General features: G+C 59.6%; 15 protein-coding genes and 2 pseudogenes. 15 read left to right on the top strand and 2 right to left on the bottom strand.

What is annotated here, in order from left to right; genetic code table 11:
- Positions 1-484, bottom strand: a pseudogene (locus BW967_RS18415) (transposase); the annotation flags it as partial.
- A gap of 120 nt (positions 485-604) precedes the next feature.
- On the opposite strand from BW967_RS18415, the gene BW967_RS15585 reads away from it, so the two are divergent.
- The 7 genes and pseudogenes from BW967_RS15585 to BW967_RS15555 all read left to right on the top strand — a co-directional run bounded on the left by BW967_RS15585 (position 605) and on the right by BW967_RS15555 (position 8,190).
- Positions 605-922 carry a DUF1153 domain-containing protein gene (locus BW967_RS15585; protein ID WP_076486030.1) on the top strand — a complete coding sequence of 106 codons (318 nt, stop codon included), beginning with the start codon at positions 605-607 and terminating at the stop codon, positions 920-922.
- The gene (locus BW967_RS15580; RefSeq protein WP_076486010.1) at positions 919-1,740 is read left to right on the top strand and encodes an IS3 family transposase; all 822 of its coding nucleotides are present in this window, start codon (positions 919-921) and stop codon (positions 1,738-1,740) included. The genes BW967_RS15585 and BW967_RS15580 overlap by 4 nt, the downstream gene beginning before the upstream one ends.
- Positions 1,741-1,816: 76 nt before the next feature.
- Positions 1,817-2,347, top strand: coding sequence for an SLATT domain-containing protein (locus BW967_RS18565; protein WP_139327848.1), 531 nt, complete (start codon positions 1,817-1,819; stop codon positions 2,345-2,347).
- A gap of 697 nt (positions 2,348-3,044) precedes the next feature.
- Positions 3,045-3,209: pseudogene (locus BW967_RS18560) on the top strand (IS5/IS1182 family transposase); the annotation flags it as partial.
- Positions 3,193-4,380: a hypothetical protein gene (locus BW967_RS15565; protein ID WP_139327847.1), complete on the top strand. Its 1,188-nt coding sequence runs from the start codon at positions 3,193-3,195 to the stop codon at positions 4,378-4,380. The pseudogene BW967_RS18560 and the gene BW967_RS15565, both read left to right, overlap by 17 nt.
- A 14-nt stretch (positions 4,381-4,394) precedes the next feature.
- Complete coding sequence (locus BW967_RS15560; protein WP_076486006.1) at positions 4,395-5,453, top strand: hypothetical protein; 1,059 nt, start codon at positions 4,395-4,397, stop codon at positions 5,451-5,453.
- 4 nt (positions 5,454-5,457) lie between these two features.
- Positions 5,458-8,190 carry a hypothetical protein gene (locus tag BW967_RS15555; RefSeq protein ID WP_139327846.1) on the top strand — a complete coding sequence of 911 codons (2,733 nt, stop codon included), beginning with the start codon at positions 5,458-5,460 and terminating at the stop codon, positions 8,188-8,190.
- A 534-nt stretch (positions 8,191-8,724) separates the two neighbouring features.
- Here the strand turns inward: BW967_RS15555 and cobA are convergent.
- Positions 8,725-9,675: a uroporphyrinogen-III C-methyltransferase gene (gene cobA, locus BW967_RS15550; protein ID WP_245826565.1), complete on the bottom strand. Its 951-nt coding sequence runs from the start codon at positions 9,673-9,675 to the stop codon at positions 8,725-8,727.
- A gap of 336 nt (positions 9,676-10,011) precedes the next feature.
- Here cobA and BW967_RS15545 point away from each other — a divergent pair, with 336 nt between their 5' ends.
- The 8 genes from BW967_RS15545 (at position 10,012) to nirD (ending at position 19,947) form a co-directional block, all read left to right on the top strand.
- A complete protein-coding gene (locus BW967_RS15545) occupies positions 10,012-10,596 on the top strand; it encodes an ANTAR domain-containing response regulator (RefSeq protein ID WP_076486004.1) in 585 nt (194 codons plus the stop codon).
- Positions 10,593-11,771: an ABC transporter substrate-binding protein gene (locus BW967_RS15540; protein WP_076486003.1), complete on the top strand. Its 1,179-nt coding sequence runs from the start codon at positions 10,593-10,595 to the stop codon at positions 11,769-11,771. Before BW967_RS15545 ends, BW967_RS15540 begins: the two co-directional genes overlap by 4 nt.
- 276 nt (positions 11,772-12,047) lie before the next feature.
- Entirely contained in the window at positions 12,048-13,415 is a 1,368-nt protein-coding gene (locus BW967_RS15535) for a CmpA/NrtA family ABC transporter substrate-binding protein (RefSeq protein ID WP_076486002.1), read from the top strand.
- 72 nt (positions 13,416-13,487) lie between these two features.
- Entirely contained in the window at positions 13,488-14,573 is a 1,086-nt protein-coding gene (locus tag BW967_RS15530) for an ABC transporter permease (RefSeq protein ID WP_076486001.1), read from the top strand.
- 5 nt (positions 14,574-14,578) lie between these two features.
- Positions 14,579-16,234 carry an ABC transporter ATP-binding protein gene (locus BW967_RS15525; RefSeq protein WP_076486000.1) on the top strand — a complete coding sequence of 552 codons (1,656 nt, stop codon included), beginning with the start codon at positions 14,579-14,581 and terminating at the stop codon, positions 16,232-16,234.
- Complete coding sequence (locus BW967_RS15520) at positions 16,234-17,169, top strand: GAF domain-containing protein (protein WP_076485999.1); 936 nt, start codon at positions 16,234-16,236, stop codon at positions 17,167-17,169. The genes BW967_RS15525 and BW967_RS15520 overlap by 1 nt, the downstream gene beginning before the upstream one ends.
- 10 nt (positions 17,170-17,179) lie before the next feature.
- Positions 17,180-19,618 carry a nitrite reductase large subunit NirB gene (nirB, locus tag BW967_RS15515; protein WP_076485998.1) on the top strand — a complete coding sequence of 813 codons (2,439 nt, stop codon included), beginning with the start codon at positions 17,180-17,182 and terminating at the stop codon, positions 19,616-19,618.
- On the top strand, positions 19,615-19,947 hold the full coding sequence (gene nirD, locus BW967_RS15510) for a nitrite reductase small subunit NirD (RefSeq protein ID WP_076485997.1): 333 nt from the start codon (positions 19,615-19,617) through the stop codon (positions 19,945-19,947). The genes nirB and nirD overlap by 4 nt, the downstream gene beginning before the upstream one ends.
- Positions 19,948-19,949 lie beyond the last annotated feature (2 nt).

The raw sequence follows: 19,949 nt of genomic DNA, 5'->3' as shown, positions 1-19,949 counted from the left end.
ATGCCCTTGCGCTCGAGCAGGATGCCGACGCGCCGATAGCCGAAGCGACGGCGCTTCTCGACGATCTCGTGCATCGCCTCACGGATTTCCGGGTTATCGGGCGGCCTCTTTCGCCGCACCGTCTTCGGATCGACACCGATCAGGACGCAGGCCCGGCGCTGAGAGATCGGATGATCCTTCAGCGCCCGCAGCACCGCGTCCCGCCGTTGCATCGGCGTCGTTAGGGCTTTCCCAGCAGATCCTTCAACACAACATTATCCAGCATGACATCAGCCACGAGGCGCTTCAGCTTCGCGTTCTCGGCCTCGAGCTGCTTGAGCCGATTAGCGTCCGAAAGGTCCATGCCGCCATACTTGGCCTTCAGCTTGTAGAACGTCGCAGGGCTCAAACCGTGCTTCCGGCAAAGCTCCGAGGTCGGCAAACCCGCCTCCTGCTCTTTGATCATCCCGATAATCTGCGCCTCGGTGAAACGGCTCTTTCGCATTCGTCTGCTCCTTCAGGTTGGGCAGACTCTACATCAGATTGAGGGAACCTCCGGGGGGCAGGTCACGCCCGTGTATCGCCTCAGTGAAAAGCTGCTCATGCTACAATGGAGAACGTGGCAATGAGTATGACGATGGACGACAGCATCAAACGTTGGACGGCGAAGCGCAAAACAGCGCTCGTCATCGAGATCATTCAGGGCAAGACGACGGTGGCCGAAGCCAGCCGTTCGTTCGACCTGACGCCTTCCGAGATCGAAGGCTGGGTCGAGGACGCGAAGCGGGGCATGGAGAATTCCTTGCGGGCCAACCCGCTCGACATCCGCGAGCAATACGAGAAGCAGCTGAAGGATCTGCAGGAAGCTTACGGCGAGGCCATGCTGGAGATCCGCGCGCGAAAAAAAGCGCAGGCCCTCATGGAACGGGAGGACGGGCAATGATCCGGACGCTCCATGAGGGCCTTCTTGCGGAGGGCGTCACGGTGCCGATTGCCAAGCTCTGCGCCTGGTTCGGCGTGCCGCGAAGGACGGTCTATTACAAGCCGACCAAAGCCGCGCCGAAGGTCGATCCGCGCTTCGCCGAGCCGATCAAGGCCATGATCGAGCAGGAGCCATCGTTCGGCTACAGGACCGTGGCCTGGCTGCTCGGCTTCAACAAGAACACGGTGCAGCGGATCTTCCAGCTCAAGGGCTGGCAGGTCCGCAAGCGCGCCGTCGGGATGCGACCGCGTATCGAGGCCGTGCCTTCCGTCGCCACCGCGCCGAACGAGCGCTGGTCGACGGATCTGGCCCGGGTCTGGGCCGGCAAGGACGGCTGGGCGTCGCTCGCGCTGGTGATCGACTGCCACACGCGGGAGCTCCTGGGCTGGCATCTGTCGCGCTGCGGCAAGGCCACGACCGCCGCCAGCGCGTTGGAGCATGCGTTGATCAGCCGGTTCGGCACGCTCGGTCGCGTCGACCGGGAGTTCCTCTTGAGGTCGGACAACGGCCTGGTCTTCACCAGCCGCCACTTCACGGCCCTGGTCCGCAGCTATGGCCTGAAGCAGGAGTTCATCACCCCGCATTGCCCGCAGCAGAACGGCATGGTCGAGCGGGTCATCCGCACGCTCAAGGAGCAATGCGTTCATCGCCATCGCTTCGAGAGCATCCAGCACGCGACCCGCGTCATTGGTGACTGGATCAGCTTTTACAACAACCGCCGCCCTCATCAGGCCCTTGCCATGCGCACGCCTGCCGAGGCATTCAGATTAGCGGCTTAACCTGAGCAGATTCCGATGGGTCGATACAGATCGATGACCGTGTCCATTCCTGCACACAACTTTGAAAGGTACAAACATGGCTGACGAAAAAATAGACGAAATAGACAGCACTCAGATTATAGCCTTGGAGGGCTCTGCAACAAACTATCTGATCTCGAAAATTCACCCTCTGCGTGTGAACCAAATCACTCACTATAGCGTGTGCGAAAGGCTTTTGCGACGACATCGCTTAATTGGGTTAGCTCTTGTGGTTTTTTCAACTTTTGCGTTGGGAACCACTTTCGCAGATAAGTCCATTATCCCTAACGCTGAACTCGTGCTACCCGCAATATCAATACTCGTCGCTCTGCTATCTGCACTTTTGGCGTTCATGGGTGATCAAGCTCGCGCAATGGATCACCAATCGTCGGCAGTAGCTTATGGTGCGTTAGTGCGCCAATGTGAAGTGCGGACCTCGGGGGCGTGCAGTGATGCTGGCAATCAAGATTACCTGGCGGAGTTCCTTAAGGAATGGGCTGCAATATCGAGAACGTCACCACTGACTACAGATGCGGATAGGCAGCGTGTCGAAACTAAATTGATTCGAGAATTTGGCGAAGCTGAGTAAGCGGTCGCCGGGGATCACGGGTATGGCTTGTCATCGCCATGAAGCGCGCATTCACGTCGCGCTTCTTGCCAGCGCCCACACGGTCCACTGCCGTCCTCATGTTATCGTAGATCCCGCGCCCCGGAACGCCTTCGAACAGTGACATCCAACAGGTAGTACCAGATCGGTTCATGCGAGGCGCGCCGTCTGTCGCGCCGAATGGGACCAGTGAGCGGCGGTTATCGCAGATTGCCGAGGATGCGATGCCGCAAACTCAAGGTCCGGAAACCGCCCCTTGCGAAGGCGACGGCCTGACCGACTTGACCGGCCCAATGCCGTCGGTGGACCCTTCCGGCGCATGTCGCCAAAGCGGCCGCTTGAGCTTGGCACAGCGAGATGGGTGCGCAGCCCATTCCGGCTCCCCGTGGGAGGCGCCGGGTAATCCTGGCGCCGAAACAACGGGCGGTCTGCTGACGGTGGTGAAGAAGCCGCTGAAAGTCGTGGCCGTCGCTCTGGCCAACCGCATGGCGCGACATATCTTGGCAATGCTGCGAACTGGTGAGGCCTGGCGGGCGAAGTGAAAGCGATGAATTCAGGGCCGAGCGCGGCCTGATCGAAGTTGCGAGAGCAAAGTGAGATGATGGCAAACTGACGGACACTAGGCCGGGACACCCCGTTTGAACCGGAGCGCCACGAGCACCTGCCATTGATAGGAAGCTGCATCAAGCTGCTTTGCCAATCTCTGATGGCTCGAGACTTCGATCGCCTGGTTGCGGCGTTGCAGCTTCGCATCGCCGTGCTGAACGGCTGCACCGCGCGTGGTATCCCCGTGACAGTTCCTGTGGGAGAAGTCCCCCAGGAGAAAGATGAATTCCGTTCATAGCTTGATCTGTGCGACGGGCCGTGTTTTGCTCTATTCTGTGTATTTATTGGGCGAAGGCATGTCGATTATGATAAAGTCAAATTTGCGCAAACTGTGGGCGGATGGGGAGGGCCGACTGCTTCTGACGAACATTGCAAATCAACTCGACAATGGAGTCATTGGGCACAAAGACATTGCGCCTTTTTTGCGGCGTGCGCGACATCGCGAAGCAGATTTTTCTACACGTGGTAGCGCACTTGCTTACACTCAACGGGATCTCGATCGACCGGGCCCTCCCAGTGGCGTCCTCAAAGGGCCGCTCTGTACACAGATCGTCGATGATACGTTCGTGCTGCGAGTAACTTCATTTGATCTCATCATTCGGAGCATATTTTTTTTAAAGAACGATGAGCTGCACCAAAATATCCTGACCGATCTAAATACGCTTTTGCATCGTGACATTAGTGACGAAGACGCCCGCCATGCCGACGATGGAATCAAGGGCTATCTGAACAAATATGCCATGGATGGCGGTGCGCCATCTCGGTGGAGCCTCCCTCCGGAGGTTGCCGCTCTTTCCCCGGTTGCCTGTCGTTTCGGTGAGCGTTCCATCCGATTGGAGGACAAGGCCAAGGGAAAGCCTGTGTTCGTCGCGCCGGTCGTCAAGGGGGGAAGGACTCTTGTGCCGCTTTTTCAGTCTCTGAATGCTTGCGGCATCGCTGATGACTTCCGGGATCGGCTTGGATTGGATTACTTGGACCGATTCTACGTTGATAAGCGGACCGTTATTGGAGGCATCTTGTTTCGAAAGAGTCAGATTGTTGGTTCAACTGTTCATCGTCCTACCCCTTTTGATAATACATCACCTGCGCGGTTCCGTGGGGCTTATGGCGCTTACGGAGCGGGACGCGGGTCGATGGGACGGGCGGCGGATTTGGCTTTGGCCGGTGGTGGGGCTGCGACGGGCCCCGGTTGTGCGGAATTGGTTGCCCAAGATGGTCATTTCGCGCCGAATGACTCGGAAGTGCTCATATTTTATTTTGGTCCGGTTAAAAATCCTCGGAACGATCATTATCAGGCGGGGCACTGGGGGACGGAAGATGACGCATTTGCCGATGGGTGCCTCGGCAGAGAGAGACGTACGCGGGCATTGGCGCGGATCGTGCTAGCAGCCCGCCGTGTCGGCCGATAGGGACAGGAAATCCGATGGACAAGCAACGCGATACTTCTGCCCCCGAAGGACGGCTGATCGAGCGTGTCGGCAAATTCATGGCCCCCGTTCGCGATTATCGGAAACACCCCGTAGAAACGTTCAATGATTGGCTCGCATTGGTTTTTACGGAATTTTTCAATCGCGAGACCGGTGCTGCGTTCGCGCCGTTCAACGACCGTTTCGAAGGCCGTTTGGAGTTTCCCGAGGCCTTCTGCGAATTCGTGCGAGTCGACGTCAGCGGGCAACGCGTAGGAGAATTCGACGCTAGAGCTTTGGTTGTCAATTACTTGGCCAGCAGGCTGGGGAACGCCCTACAGGACTTCGCACCGTTTGAGCGTACCGGCGGTGATGGACGCCTTTATATCCGTGACTACCCACTGCTGCTGTTCAAAGCGCTGCGCCTTCTTGACGGGGAGCGCGCTTGTGAATGGGCGGCGAGTGCGACGCGGACGATGGACGGGGCAGCCATCCGTTGGACGATTGACAGGCAGCCACTTCCGGTTGCGCTTTACTACGAGATGAGGGGGCGCGCCATAGCCGGCCCCAACCGCCAAGATTTCAATGATGCTTTCCTTGAATGGTGCGACAAGAACTGCGATCTGAAAGGGGGATACGGCCCTGCGTTCGCGGTGCTTCTGGATGTGTTGCGCGTGCGCAAAGCACAGGAGCGGATCGCGCTGGTTCACTGGCGGCAGGACCTCCTCTTTACAATTTGCACCGGGATCTTGCGCTTGGATGAGGTGATGGGGACCGATTGCGAGAAGCTTTCGCTGGCCGCAAAACAACTTCGAAAAGCGTTCGGTTCGGATGGGATAGAAAAAATTGCCGCGATGTTCCCTGACAGTAAGGAAAAATGGAACCGCAATCCATTGCTGGTAGAGGCTTTCGGGCGCGAACTTGTCGCAAGCGAAGGGACCGGAGCCGAAGGCGGCTGGGGTGGAGTAGAGCAAACTCCAGCATGGTATACTGAAACGATACAGGCTGGCGGCGCATTGCCTGTTTCGATGCTTCGTGAGGTGAATATGGGGAATGCTTTGGGAGGCGGGCCGTAGCACCATGGAAAAAAACCTCGACCTCAACCTGAAAATTTTGCGTAATGCCGCTTTTCTCCGGCGCGAGTTCGTGGGCCTCGAGATCACTCGGGCGACCGACGGCGGTATTTTCGATCGACGCAAAAAGACGATCTTCATCTACGATACAGATGTGATCGTGACCTATTGCGAACCCTGGAAAAAGGGCCCATTGAGCCCCGAGGCGGGCGGTGAGGGGTATGGTGAGATCCTGTCAGTCTCTTCGGATGGCAACAAATCCGAACGAGAGCGGGCCATGGATGTGGCTGCGATCTTGGCGGAACGCGCACTGCTCAGTATGCGGGACCGAAATATTCCGGCATTCCTCTTCGATGGGCATCTTGACGAAACAAACAAGGTCTACGCGGAGATCGGACGGCGGGTTTCGGAGCGCAGCGACAGGCCTCAACTCGACTTTGAGGAAGAGCGCAACCGCCGACTTAGGCAGTTGTTCGCTATGATCAATTATCGAGCGCCCTCAAGTAAGCAGACACCGACGCAGCTTTCCCCTTTGGTCAAAGAGCTTTTTGCAACGATGAATGCAGCCACTCGCTATCCCGGCGAGCAAGAAAAAGATGAAGCTGCGCTGAGGAACCTATTTGAACTTCGGGTCAAGACTGGGAACATCTATCCGACATCCAAAGCGGCTGTGATGCTCGGCGACAAGGTGCCGGAGGCTGTTCGTGATGCGCTTTGTGTATTTTCTGCCGCGAAGGGAAATCCGGAGGGCTTCACGGATAAACTTGAATACCTGACGGATGTTGAGCGGCAAGATCTGTACACAATCACCCAGCATCTCTCGCGGTCGTTCAGAGCAGGCCAGGAGGCGGACTGGAATGCGATTAGCTTGGTGTATCTCGCCAATGCGCGTCTCAAGACAACCGGCTGGCGGGTCGTTCTGATGACCGGGACGACATCGCTCGTCAACGCCTGTCACGGGCACTTTGCAGCGATCAAGGGGCTTGACCCCAAGCGCGCGGAAGGTCTGCAAAAGAATTTCGCAAGTCGGTTCATTCGACATCTGTGGTCGGGAACGACTGATGCGCTTTTGGAACCTGCGTCGGATAACTTGGGCGGAAATGCGCCGGATCGTTTCATCAATTGGCTCGATGGCTTCATTGCCGATTGCTCGAATGCGGACCGATTTGAAGTTGAAAGGCTGGATGAATTCATTTCCGACCCTAAAAGAATGTTCAAGGATAACCTCGAAAGGCGCGTTGGCGATGCGTCCAACCATTGGAAATCTCTGATCGAGGATGCATTGCGAAATTATCGCTTTCGACAAATCGGAATTGATAGCGAGGCGGCGCTTAAACTTCAGAGTAAGATTTTGTACAGGATTTCCATGGCCAGAGGTTTATCGTCACCCCCGTCGTTTTCGGAAATGCTCCGGGAACACCAAGAAGAATACGAACGCGAGCGAGATCTAACTTATACGAAACTCTCCGATATCGGCATTGAGTCTATTTTGAGTAGCCGTGGCATTGGCTTGCGCAATCCGCCTGACCTTGCTTTCGAAAGCTTGAAACGCACCAACAAGATTTTCAAGACCCTGTGTAGCATGAATGGCTATAGCGATCATAACACGCGTTTGCGCGAGTTCGCGGATGACTATCAGGAAATCTGGAGGGATACCCGCGACGAGAAGGAAACGGATGATCCGCGCAAGGAATGCTATCTGCGGTTTCTCGCGCTCGGTGCCGCATTTGCCAGTGGCAATTTGTGGGGAGTCGCGCTCAGCCAAGGCGAGCGTGCCTTGGCTATCGTTCGCCGCTCAAAGTCGAGGGGAGCTATTCCCGATAAAATATGCCAAGATGGCAGGGTCACGCATATTTCTGGTCGTGAAGCATATTTCCTTTGTGCAACTGCGCAGAGAGCCGTAGCGAGGACGCAAAAAGAGTTTGATCGCTCGTTTCGGCACCTTAAGGACGCCGAACGGTGCTTGGAAGAGGACTGGAAAAGCGGCTCGGCACTGAGCACCTCAAGGTTGCGTTTGAAGGGAGAACATCTCGCACTTCAATTGAGCCGATATTATGATGCTCGTAAGAGAGCTGAAAAAGAGGGCCGAGAAGACTGCTATTGCGACGATCAAGTGGCAGACGTGTTTTCCTCTGCAAAAGATTTGTTGGAATACTTCAAGCATATCGAAAGTAATGGCACTGGGTTTGGAAAAGACGGAAAGTACTATTTTCCTAGGTGTAAGCTGGCAAAGAGACCTCCCGTTAGCGAGAAATTTTTTGACGAGTGGCAGCCAAAAGAGATCATGCTATATCCGAGCTATGGCAAGGTGAGTCTTCTACATATTTCAACGAACTTTGTTCAGGTGGCGGCAATTCGTTCCTACCGTGCGTATATGGGCCACGGCTCGACCGATGAATCCCCTCTGACCTATGAAAATCTTCGCTTCGCCGTTGAGTTGATGAGTTATTTCACCGGAAAGGCCGACAAAATTCTGTTGGATAAAGTGCCCCCTCCAGAGCATTTGCTTAGGGCGAGTCCTCTGGTTCTTCTCTACCGAGAGACGGGGGCGCTACTTATCGACTCAGATGCCGATCCTATAATGAAGAACAGAGATGGTGTAGATCGTTATTTTGAAGAGCACAAGAAGGACTTCAAGGTCGCAGATTACGACGATTGGCGTCTGAGGGCGTTGAGGACCCACTGTGAGCGCCTTGTAACGATGTCAGCAGACGAGAGACGCCAATTCTTGTATGTTTGAGCTACAGGACACCTCGATTTTTCACCGTTTACCACGCTCAGTGAATGTTTAACCGTAGAGCAATGCTGCGAGTTGTTTGGGCGACTGCTTGGTGGAGTACGAAATCGCTGCAACTGAGAAAAGGTAGTACCAGATCGGTTCATGCAAGGCGCGCCGTCTGTCGCGCCGAATGGGACCAGTGAGCGGCGGTTATCGCCGATTGCCGCGGGTGCGATGCTGCAACCTCACAGTCGGCTTCCCGCCCTTCGTGTCGGTGTGCGTGCAGATGGTCAGACTACGCATCTTAGATCGGGTAAACTACGGCGGTTGCATGCCCCCGCAGCCCAAAAAGACCATCTATAACAATACGTTATGAACGACCTGAGGGGCGCTTTACGCGTTCCGAAAACAACGCTCGAAGCAACGTGGAAGCAGATGGAGCGCGCTACAATGCCTGCCACCTTGGATTCACGAGATGAATCCTTCACCGGATTTGTGCAACCCTGTCCTATGGCGAACCGAAATCGCAAAAACCGCCGAGCGGGGTCCCAATCTTCACGCGGCGCTGCGTGTTTTACTGGCAATGTCTCGGGCAAGCGATTTGGGGTAGCGCACCATCAAAATCGCCGGATTGACGATGCCGTTTTCCCGCACGGTCTCGGCCAGATCAGCCAGAACGGTCTCGACGCGGCGCTCGCGCGGGGTTGAGACAGAGGCGATGATCTCTACCGGGCAAGTGGTCGGCGCCCCCGCCGCAAGCAGATCGGCCTGCACTTTCGCGGCCTTTTCGACCGACATGTAAAAGGCAATCGCCGTGCCCGGACGCGCCAAAAGCGCCCGGTCGGGCTCGGCATCGCCGGGGCGGCAGGTGCCGGTGGTGATCACGAATGTATCGGTCTCGCCGCGTTCGGTCAGCGCATGGCAGGTGGCCGCCGCAGCCGCCGAAGCTGCGGTGATGCCGGGCACGATCTCTACCGCGATCCCGGCGGCGCGGGCTGCATCAATCTCTTCGGTCGCGCGGCCAAAGATCGACGGATCGCCTGATTTCAGCCGCACCACCCGCTTGCCGCGCGCAGCCTCCGCGACAATCATCCGATCGATGCGCGCCTGAGACCATGCCGCCGTCCCCAGTTCCTTGCCGACATAGATGCGCTGCGCACCCTCGCGCGCGAGGTCGAGCAGATCGGGGTCCACGAGACGGTCGTAAAAGATCACATCGGCCTCTTGCAGGCGCTGCAGCGCGCGCAGGGTCAACAGATCGCGCGCGCCGGGGCCTGCGCCGACCAAGGCAATATGGCCTGCTTTCCCCTGCGCTGGGTCGGTGCGTGTCTGTGTATTCACCTTCACGGTCGCGTCTGTGAGGCTGATCAAAGCCCCGCCAAAGGCGTGACGGGGGCTTTTCCAAACCTGTTGTGCCAGCATATCGCGCAGCCGCCCCGCAAAGGCGACGCCGAAAAGCCCAAAACGGCGCCCATCCTTGCGCAGCAACATCGGGAAAGTCCTCATGTCTTGGCTCCTCAATGCAAAAAGGCCGCCGACGCCAGCGCGAACGATGTCACGCAGAGTCGAGCAGCCTTGCCCATCATCCCGGTTTTGGGAAATCGCGACGCCGTTGTCGCTTATCTCACCGCTATGAAGCCCGCGCCTTTCTCGCAAGAAAAACATGCGGCCGCACTGGCCGTATCCTCGAAAGCTGGCGCGCAATGCCTCTAATTTGGGCGGCCTTGCGCAATTCTGTCTATCTGCGCACCAGTCGTGGGCAGGATCGGCGCCTGGATGCGTGAGGGCTTCTGTTTTCGGAAGGTGCAAATATAGTGGCTCAGACCTTCAAGGTGCCACTCCATGCCCGAAACGCTCTCCATCATCGTTGTTGAAACCGATCCCGAACGTGCGGGGCTGATCACCGATAGTTTGAAGGACACCGGGCTTTATAAGATCACCGTGATACCGGAAACGACGGGCCTTGCGCGCCGGATTGCCGAGATCAACCCCGATATCGTGCTGATCGACATGGCGAGCCCCTCGCGCGACATGCTCGAGGAACTCACCCTTGCCTCGGGCCCGCTCGAACGCCCGGTTGCGATGTTTGTGGACCGCGCCGACAGTAGCGCCACCAAGGCCGCGATTGATGCGGGCGTTTCGGCCTATGTGGTGGACGGGCTGCGCGCGGACCGGATCAAGCCGATCATGGATGCCGCGATTGCGCGCTTTCATATGGTACAGCGGATGCGCACGGAGCTGCTGACCACCAAACGCGCTTTGGAAGAACGCAAGGTGATCGACCGCGCCAAGGGTTTGCTGATGAAGGCGCGCGGTCTTGATGAAGATGCCGCCTATGCCCTTTTACGCAAAACCGCGATGGATCAGGGCAAGAAAGTCGCCGATGTGGCGGCGGCCTTGGTCACGGCGGCGGGGCTTTTGTCATGAGCTTAGAGGTCATGAAGGCGGGCTATATTCCGCTTGTGGATGCCGCACCGCTGATTATTGCGCGCGAGATCGGCTTCGCCGAAGAAGAGGGGCTCGCGCTGAACTTGCAAGCGGCCCCAAGCTGGGCGCAGTTGCGGGACCAATTGATGATGGGGCAGATTGAGGCGGCGCATCTGCTGTTTCCGATGCCCATTGCCGCCGCCCTTGGGCTGGGTGGCTTCAATACGCGTATTGATATTTTGCAGGTGCTCTCGCTCAACGGCAATTCCATCGGGGTGTCGCGCGAGCTGGCGCAAAGACTGCGGGCACAGGGTTTTGGGTTTGATTTTGCCGATGCCCGCGCGGCCGGAGAGGCGCTGAAGGCGGCGCGGTCGGGCCCGTTGCGGGTGGGGGTGCCGTTTCCTTTCTCGATGCATGCCGAGTTATTGCACCATTGGTTTGGCGCGCTGGGGATGACGGCGCCCGATGATTTTGAAATGCGCACCGTGCCGCCGCCGCTGATGGCAGAGGCTTTAGGCGCGGGCGAGATTGATGCTTTTTGCGTAGGTGCGCCTTGGGGGTCCATCGCGGTGGAATTGGGGGCGGGTGAGTTGCTCCTCCCCGGCAATGCGATCCGCACCAATGCCCCCGAAAAGGTGCTTGCCGTTCGCCATGACTGGGCAGAGGCGGAGCCGCGCCTGACCCGGCGCCTGATGCGCGCCGTTTGGCAGGCCACCCGTTGGTTGAACAGCGAAAGCAATTTGTTGACCGCCGCCGAAATCCTGTCGCGGCCCAAATACCTCGACCTTCCGGCGGAACTGATCGAACGGTCATTAACCGGAGATCTGGTGATCTCGCCCCGTGGCGAGATGCGCCACACCCCCAATTACATGACCTTTCATGCGGGCGCGGCGAGCTACCCTTGGGCCTCGCAAGCGGCCTTGGTGGCGGCAAAGCTTGCCGCGCGGATGGGGCTTGCGCCGGAAAAGGCGATCCCGGCCGCCCGCGCGATCTGCCGGACCGATCTTTACGCCACCAACCTTGCCGATCTGGGGGCCGATCTGCCCGCCACGCGTGACAAGCACGAGGGGGCCCTAAGCGCCCCGACGCAAGTTGATGCGGCGCAAGGGCGGGTGATTCTGCCTGCGGATTCGTTTTTCGATGGCTGGATTTTTGATCCCCCATCTGCCTCGTGATGCATTTCTGCGCAGTTTTTGCTGCTGTGCAGAAAATACACTCCGGACGCGGCCGGAATTCTTAACAGCTTGTTGACGGTGCGACCGCCTGTCGCGCATGGTCAATGCATCGGAGCAAGGGCGTTCCGATGACCATATTCCGCCTCGCATAGATGTGGGGCCTTGGACAAAGCCGTCCGACCTGATCGCTTCTCTTCCACCTCCCTGGAAGTCGCGTGCAGGTCGGGCGGCTTTTTCGTTTTCGGCGCGCGATACGTGCAACAGGGACAGAGACACATGAAAAAGCTACTGGCCGCTATGGCCGCCACGACCATCCTCGCCAGCCCCGCCTTTGCGGAGATGCTGGATGTCGAGAAAGATGAACTCACCCTTGGCTTCATCAAACTCACCGATATGGCGCCGCTGGCCATCGCCTATGAAAAGGGCTTCTTCGAAGACGAGGGGCTTTACGTTACGCTTGAGCCGCAAGCGAACTGGAAAGTGCTGCTGGACCGTGTGATCTCGGGCGAGCTTGACGGTGCGCACATGCTGGCGGGGCAGCCCTTGGCCGCGACCATCGGTTACGGCACCGAGGCGCATATCGTGACGCCCTTCTCGATGGATCTCAACGGCAATGGCATCACCGTCTCGAATGCGATCTGGGAAGAGATGAAGGCCAATGTGCCGATGGGCGAAGACGGCAAGCCTTTGCACCCGATCTCGGCCGCCGCGCTGAAGCCTGTGGTCGATAAATACCGCGCCGAGGGCAAGCCCTTCAACATGGGCATGGTGTTCCCGGTTTCGACCCACAATTACGAACTGCGCTACTGGTTGGCGGCGGGTGGCATCAACCCCGGCCTTTATGCGCCTGACGACGTTTCTGGCCAAATCGGGGCCGAGGTGCTGCTTTCGGTGACGCCGCCGCCGCAAATGCCAGCCACGATGGAAGCCGGCACGATCTATGGCTATTGCGTGGGCGAGCCGTGGAACCAGCAAGCCGTGTTCAAAGGCATCGGCGTCCCGGTCGTGACCGATTACGAGATCTGGAAGAACAACCCCGAGAAGGTCTTCGGCCTGACCGCCGAATTCGTGGAAGCCAATCCCAATACGACGCTCGCCCTGACCAAAGCGCTGATCCGCGCCGCGATCTGGCTGGATGAAAACGAAAACGCCAACCGCCCCGAAGCGGTGGAGATCCTGTCGCGGTCTGAATATGTGGGGGCTGATGAAGCGGTGATCGCAAACTCGATGACCGGCACGTTTGAATATGAAAAGGGCGACACCCGCGCGGTGCCCGATTTCAACGTGTTTTTCCGCTATAACGCGACCTATCCGTTCTATTCGGACGCGGTGTGGTATCTGACGCAAATGCGCCGCTGGGGCCAGATTGCCGAGCCGCAAACCGATGCGTGGTATGATGAAACCGCGAAATCGGTCTACAAGCCCGCGATCTATCTCGAAGCCGCGAAAATGCTGGTCGAGGAAGGCAATGCCGATGAGGCTGATTTCCCTTGGGACAGCGATGGCTACAAAGCCCCCACGCCGGCAGAAGATGTGATTGACGGCATCGGCTACGATGGCCGCCAGCCCAACGCCTATATCGACGCCCTGACGATTGGGCTGAAGGGCGCGCAGCACCTTGTCGGTTCCCGCATCGAAGGTTGAGCCCGCCCCGGCGGAGGGGCTCCCACCCTCCGCCACCTTCCTCTTATCCAAGGCCCGCAAAGGACCCCAGACATGACCGCGATTGATCCCGAAACCCTCGCCAAAGGGCAGACGCGCGCCGAGCGCCGCGCCGCGTTTCATGCCCGCATCACCCGTGCCGATGGCTGGTTCAAGGTGCTGGGCCTTGCGTGGCTGACGCCGATGCTGCGCATTGCTGCGGGCGATGACCCCAAGGCCCAAGGCCGCGAGATTTGGCAGCTTTTGGGTGTGCCGCTTTTGGCAATTGCGCTTTTCCTTGGGGCTTGGGCGGGCCTTGCGCCCAAGGTGCAAACCTCGCTTGGCGCCATTCCCGGCCCGGCGCAGGTTTGGGATCAGGTGGGCGTGCTGTGGAAAGACCATTTGCGCGAGCAAGACAAAGCCGCCGATTTCTACGCCCGCCAAGATGAGCGCAACGCCAAGCTGATTGCCGATGGCAAAGCCGACCGGGTGAAACTTCGCGACTACACCGGCAAGCCGACTTACCCCGCGCAAATCTGGACCTCGATCAAGACCGTCTTCTTTGGCTTCCTGATCGGCACCGTGATTGCCGTGCCGCTGGGCATCATGGCGGGGCTTTCCAAAACCGCCAATGCCGCGCTGAACCCGCTGATTCAAATCTTCAAACCGGTCTCGCCGCTGGCTTGGCTGCCGATTGTGACGATGGTCGTCTCGGCACTTTACACCACCACCGACGGGCTGTTTTCGAAAAGCTTCCTGATCTCGGCGATCACCGTAACGCTCTGCTCGCTTTGGCCGACGATCATTAACACCGCGCTTGGCGTGGCCTCGATCGACAAAGATCTGGTCAACGTCTCCAAGGTGCTGAAAATGAACACTTGGACCAAGATCACCAAGCTGGTCCTTCCCTCGGCGCTGCCGCTGATCTTCACCGGGCTGCGGCTGTCCTTGGGCGTGGGCTGGATGGTGCTGATTGCGGCTGAAATGCTGGCGCAGAACCCCGGACTTGGCAAATTCGTTTGGGATGAATTCCAAAACGGCTCCTCGGACAGCCTCGCGCGGATCATGGTGGCGGTGTTCACCATCGGCATCATCGGCTTCATCCTCGACCGGATGATGTTCGCGATCCAATCGCTTTTCACCTTCTCCAACAATCGGTGAGTGTCATGGCGATCCTTGAATTTTCCAATGTCTCCAAAACTTTCGGCACGAACTCGGTGCTCAAGAACATCGATCTACAGGTGGAAGAAGGGGAGTTTCTGGTGCTTCTGGGCTTTTCCGGCACCGGCAAGACCACGCTGATCAACCTGATGGCCGGGCTCGAGATGCCCTCCGAGGGCGCGGTGCGCTTCAAGGGCCAGCCCATCACCGGCCCCGGCCCCGAACGCGGCGTGATCTTTCAAAACTACTCGCTGATGCCGTGGCTTACGGTGAATGAAAATGTGGCGCTGGCGGTGGACACCATCTTCCCCGGCCTGTCGCGCAAAGACCGTGCTGAGAAAGTGGCGCATTACGTGAAAATGGTGGGGCTGAGCCATGCCGCCACCCGCCGCCCGGCCGAGCTTTCGGGCGGGATGCGCCAGCGGGTCAATGTGGCCCGGGCGCTCGCCATGAACCCCGAGGTATTGCTGCTGGATGAGCCGCTTTCGGCGCTTGACGCGCTCACCCGTGCGAATTTGGCCGATGAGATCGAGCATATCTGGGAAGCCGACCGCAAGACCTGCGTGCTGATCACCAATGATGTGGATGAGGCGATTGTGCTGGCCGACCGGATCATTGCGCTCAACCCCGATGGCAGCTTGGGCCAAAGCTTCTCAGTCAAAATTCCCCGCCCGCGCGACCGAGGCGCGATGAACCATGATGCGGAATTCAAACGCCTGCGGGCCGAGGTGACGACTTACCTGATGGATGTTGGCATTTCGGCGCGGCGCGAAGGCTCCCGTCAACTCCCCGATGTGGTGCCGCTGCACGCGATCCCGAAGGCGGTGTCCGAGGCGGCGCGCTCGGCGCTGGAAGACCGCTATCTGGAATATTCGCGCCTGCACAAGGTTTATCCCACGCCCAAAGGCCCGCTGACGGTGGTGGAAAACTTCGATCTGACGCTGAAAAAGGGCGAGTTCGTCTCTCTAATCGGCCATTCGGGTTGCGGCAAATCCACCGTGCTCACGATGACAGCGGGACTCACCGATGTCTCGCTCGGCGGTATCAAGCTCGACGGTTTCGAGGTGAAGGGCGCAGATCCGGAACGCGCCGTGGTGTTCCAGTCGCCCTCGCTGTTCCCCTGGCTTTCGGCGCGCGAAAACGTCGCCGTGGGGGTGGAGAAGGTCTACCCCAAGGCCAGCCGCGCCGAACGCCAAGATGTGGTCGATTACTACCTTGAGCGGGTCGGGCTGGCCGATGCGATGGACCGCCCGGCCTCGGAAATGTCGAACGGGATGCGCCAGCGCGTTGGCATTGCGCGTGCCTTTGCGCTTTCGCCGAAACTGCTGCTGCTTGATGAACCCTTCGGCATGCTCGACAGCCTCACCCGCTGGGAGTTGCAAGAGGTGCTGATGGAGGTCTGGTCGCGCACCAAGGTCACCGCCGTATGCGTCACCCACGATGTCGACGAGGCGATCTTGCTGGCTGACCGCGTGGTGATGATGACGAATGGCCCGCGCGCCACAATCGGCCGGGTGATGCCGGTCGACCTGCCGCGCCCGCGCACCCGCAAGGCGTTGCTCGAACACCCGGATTATTACCTCTACCGCGAGCAGGTGCTCAATTTCCTTGAAGAATATGAAAAGGGCCACAAGCCCGCCAAAGCCTCGGAGGCCGCGTGATGGAAACCGCAACCGCAACTGTCAGCCCCGCGCGTGCCTTTATTGGCGTGAGCGAAGTCTGGGTGCCCGAAGGCGACCGTCTGGTCCATGCCGCCGGTGAATATGGCGCGCTGCGCGCCTTTGAAGAAGCCTCGATCCGTACCAGTTTTGGCTATGGCGAGGGCCTCCCCGGCAAGGCTTGGGCCGAGGCACGCCCGGTCGTGCTGAAAGGCTTCGACGGCAGCTATTTCAAACGCACCGAAGCGGCGAAAGAAGCGGGGCTCACCTCTGCCGTGGCGCTGCCGGTCTTTGCGGGCGAGGTGCTCAAGGCGGTGCTGGTGGTGCTTTGCGGCGATGATGACACCACCATCGGTGCGATTGAGGTTTGGGCCGAACGCGACGGGCTCTTGCTGCTCGACGATGGCTATTACGGCGCGGCCAAGCATTTTGAATGGGTCAGCCAGCACACGCATTTCCCCAAGGGCCAAGGGCTTCCGGGGGGCGTTTGGGCCGCGCAAACACCGATGCTGTTTCGCGATCTGGGCTCGGGCTATCGCTTCATTCGGTCCGAAAGTGCCGGGGCTGCCGGGTTGACCACCGGGCTTGGCCTGCCGGTGCCTGTGCCGGGTGAGCAAACCTATATTGCCACGCTCCTTTCCGCCCGCGGCACGCCGATTGCACGCCGGTTCGAGATTTGGGACGCACGCGAAGCGCGGATGGGCAAAGACGGCGGTGCGATGCTGATTGATGGCATTTGCGAACGCGAAGGCCCGCTTTGGAGCGAAGACAATCCGCGCCGCGCGCAAATCTGGCAAGGGCCGATCGGGCAGGTCTTGGGCTCGGGGCTACCGCAGGTGATCAGCGGCGGGCAGATCGCGGCGGGCTATTCCAGCATGGTCGCGCTGCCAATCCATCGTGGCGAGGAAATCGCCCATATCGTTGCTTGGTATGTCTAAGGGGGCCGCTATGCAAAAACTGGTCGTCATCGGGGCAGGCATGGCTTCGGGCCGGATGCTCGAACATCTGTTTGAAGCGGCACCGGGGGCATGGGATGTCACGCTCTTCAACGCCGAGCCGCGCGGCAACTATAACCGCATTATGCTCTCGCCGGTGCTTTCGGGCGAAAGAAGCTATGAGGAAATCGTCACCCATGACGCGGCCTGGTATGAGAGCCACGGCGTCACCTGTCGCTTTGGCGAGAGGGTGGTCGGCATCGACCGCGCCCGCAAAGAGGTGATCGGCGAAAATGGCACCGTCGCCTATGACAAGCTGGTCATCGCCACCGGGTCGGAGCCCTTCATGATCCCGCTGCCGGGGCGCGATCTGGACGGGGTGATCGCCTACCGCGACCTTGAGGACACCAACCGGATGATCGAAGCTGCGGCGCCCGGCGCGCGCGCGGTGGTGATCGGCGGTGGGCTTTTGGGCCTTGAGGCTGCGGCGGGCATGCGCCTGCGCGGCATGGAGGTGACAGTGGTGCACCTGATGGGGCATCTGATGGAGCGCCAGCTCGATCCGGCGGCGGGCTATCTGTTGCGCCGCGCGCTGGTGGACCGCGGCATCGAGGTTTTGTGCTCGGCCAACTCCAAGGAAATTCTGGGCGAGAACGGCAAGGTTCGGGCGCTGATGCTGGATGACGGCACCGAACTGCCCTGCGATCTTCTGGTGATGGCGGTGGGTATTCGCCCCGCCGCGACCCTTGGCCGCGAGGCGGGTCTGGCGGTCGGGCGCGGCATTCAGGTCGATGCGCAGATGCGCAGCTCCGACCCCGATGTGCTGTCGCTGGGCGAATGCGTCGAATTCGAGGGCCAGCTGTTCGGCCTTGTTGCGCCGCTTTACGATCAGGCCAAGGTCGCCGCCGCCACGCTTTTGGGTGAAGAGGCGGTCTTCACCCCGCGCGAGGTCTCGACCAAGCTCAAGGTCACCGGCTGCGATCTGTTCTCGGCGGGCGATTTTGCCGAAGGCCCGGGGCGCGAGGATATCGTGTTCCGCGATCCGGCGCGCGGCGTCTACAAGCGCCTCGTGCTGGAAGAAAACCGCGTGATCGGCGCGGTGCTTTATGGCGACGTGGCCGATGGCAACTGGTTTTACGGGCTGATCAAGGACGGCACCGATGTCTCGGACATGCGCGAGACGCTGATCTTTGGCCCCGCCTTTCAGGGGGGCGCGCCCGCGGACCCTATGGCGGCCGTTGCAGCCTTACCGGCTGACGCAGAGATCTGCGGCTGCAACGGCGTGTGCAAGGGCGCGATCGTCGCGGCGATCCAGAACGGGGCCAGCACGCTCGATGCGATCAAGGCGACCACCAAGGCCAGCGCCTCTTGCGGCAATTGCGCGGGGCTGGTGGAGCAGGTTCTGGCGGTGACTTTGGGCGATGACTTCGTCGCGCCCAGCGCGCGGCCGATGTGCGCCTGCACCGATCACCCGCATGAGGATGTGCGCCGCCTGATCAAGGCGAAAGAGATCAAATCCATGCCGCAAGCGATGCAGGAACTGGGCTGGAAGACCCCCAATGGCTGCCACTCCTGCCGCCCGGCGCTGAACTATTACCTGATCGCCGACTGGCCGCTCGACTATAAGGACGACCCGCAAAGCCGGTTCGTGAACGAGCGCAACCACGCCAACATTCAAAAAGACGGCACCTATAGCGTGATGCCGCGGATGTGGGGCGGCATGACCACGCCCGATGAATTGCTGGCGATTGCCGCCGCGGCAAAGAAATACAATGCCACGGTGAAGGTGACGGGCGGCCAGCGGATCGACCTTCTGGGGATCAAGAAGGAAGACCTGCCCTATATCTGGGCCGATCTGAACGCGGCGGGGATGGTCTCAGGCCATGGCTACACCAAGGGGCTGCGCACGGTGAAAACCTGTGTCGGCACCGATTGGTGCCGCTTTGGCACGCAAGACAGCACCGGCCTTGGCATCAAGCTGGAAAAGCGGCTCTGGGGCTCGTGGACGCCGCACAAGTTCAAGCTTGCCGTCACCGGCTGCCCGCGCAACTGCGCCGAGGCGACCTGCAAGGACCTGGGCGTGGTCTGCGTCGACAGCGGCTATGAGATCGGCGTCGGCGGCGCGGCGGGGATGGAGTTGAAAGAGACCGAACCGCTGGCAAAGGTTGCCACCGAGCAAGAGGTGATCGACATCACCGTGGCCTTCTTGCAGCTTTACCGCGAAAGCGCCAATTACCTCGACCGGCCCTATAAATGGATCGCCAAGACCGGCGGACTCGACTGGATCCGCGCGCAGGTGGTCGATGATCTTGAAAACCGCGCCGCGCTGATCGCGCGTTTCGATATCTCGCAATCGATCTACCAAAAAGACCCGTGGGCCGAACGCGCCACGCCCGAATATCAGCGCGCCTGGGCGCCGCTTGCCGATCTCACACAGGAGGCCGCCGAATGAGCTGGGTAGATATTGGCGCGCTGGACGACATTCCCGCGCAAGGCGCGCGTGTCGTGCGCACGAAACTGGGCTGCGTCGCGGTGTTTCGCACCGCCGATGATCAGGTGTTCGCGCTCGCGGACCGTTGCGCCCACAAGGGCGGGCCACTGTCTGAGGGCATCGTGCATGGCCACAAGGTGACCTGCCCGCTCCACAACTGGGTGTTCAGCCTAGAGACCGGGGAGGCACAGGGGGCCGACAGCGGTCAGGTGCCTACCTTCCCCGCCAAAATCGAAAACGGTCGCGTGCTGCTCGATGCTGCGCGGCTGCAACAGGAAAGCGCCGCATAGAA

The organism is Rhodobacter aestuarii (assembly GCF_900156655.1).
Taxonomy (GTDB): Bacteria; Pseudomonadota; Alphaproteobacteria; order Rhodobacterales; family Rhodobacteraceae; genus Rhodobacter; species Rhodobacter aestuarii.
The sequence above is the reverse complement of the archived record's forward strand: the minus strand, read 5'-3'. Positions and strand labels throughout refer to the sequence as shown.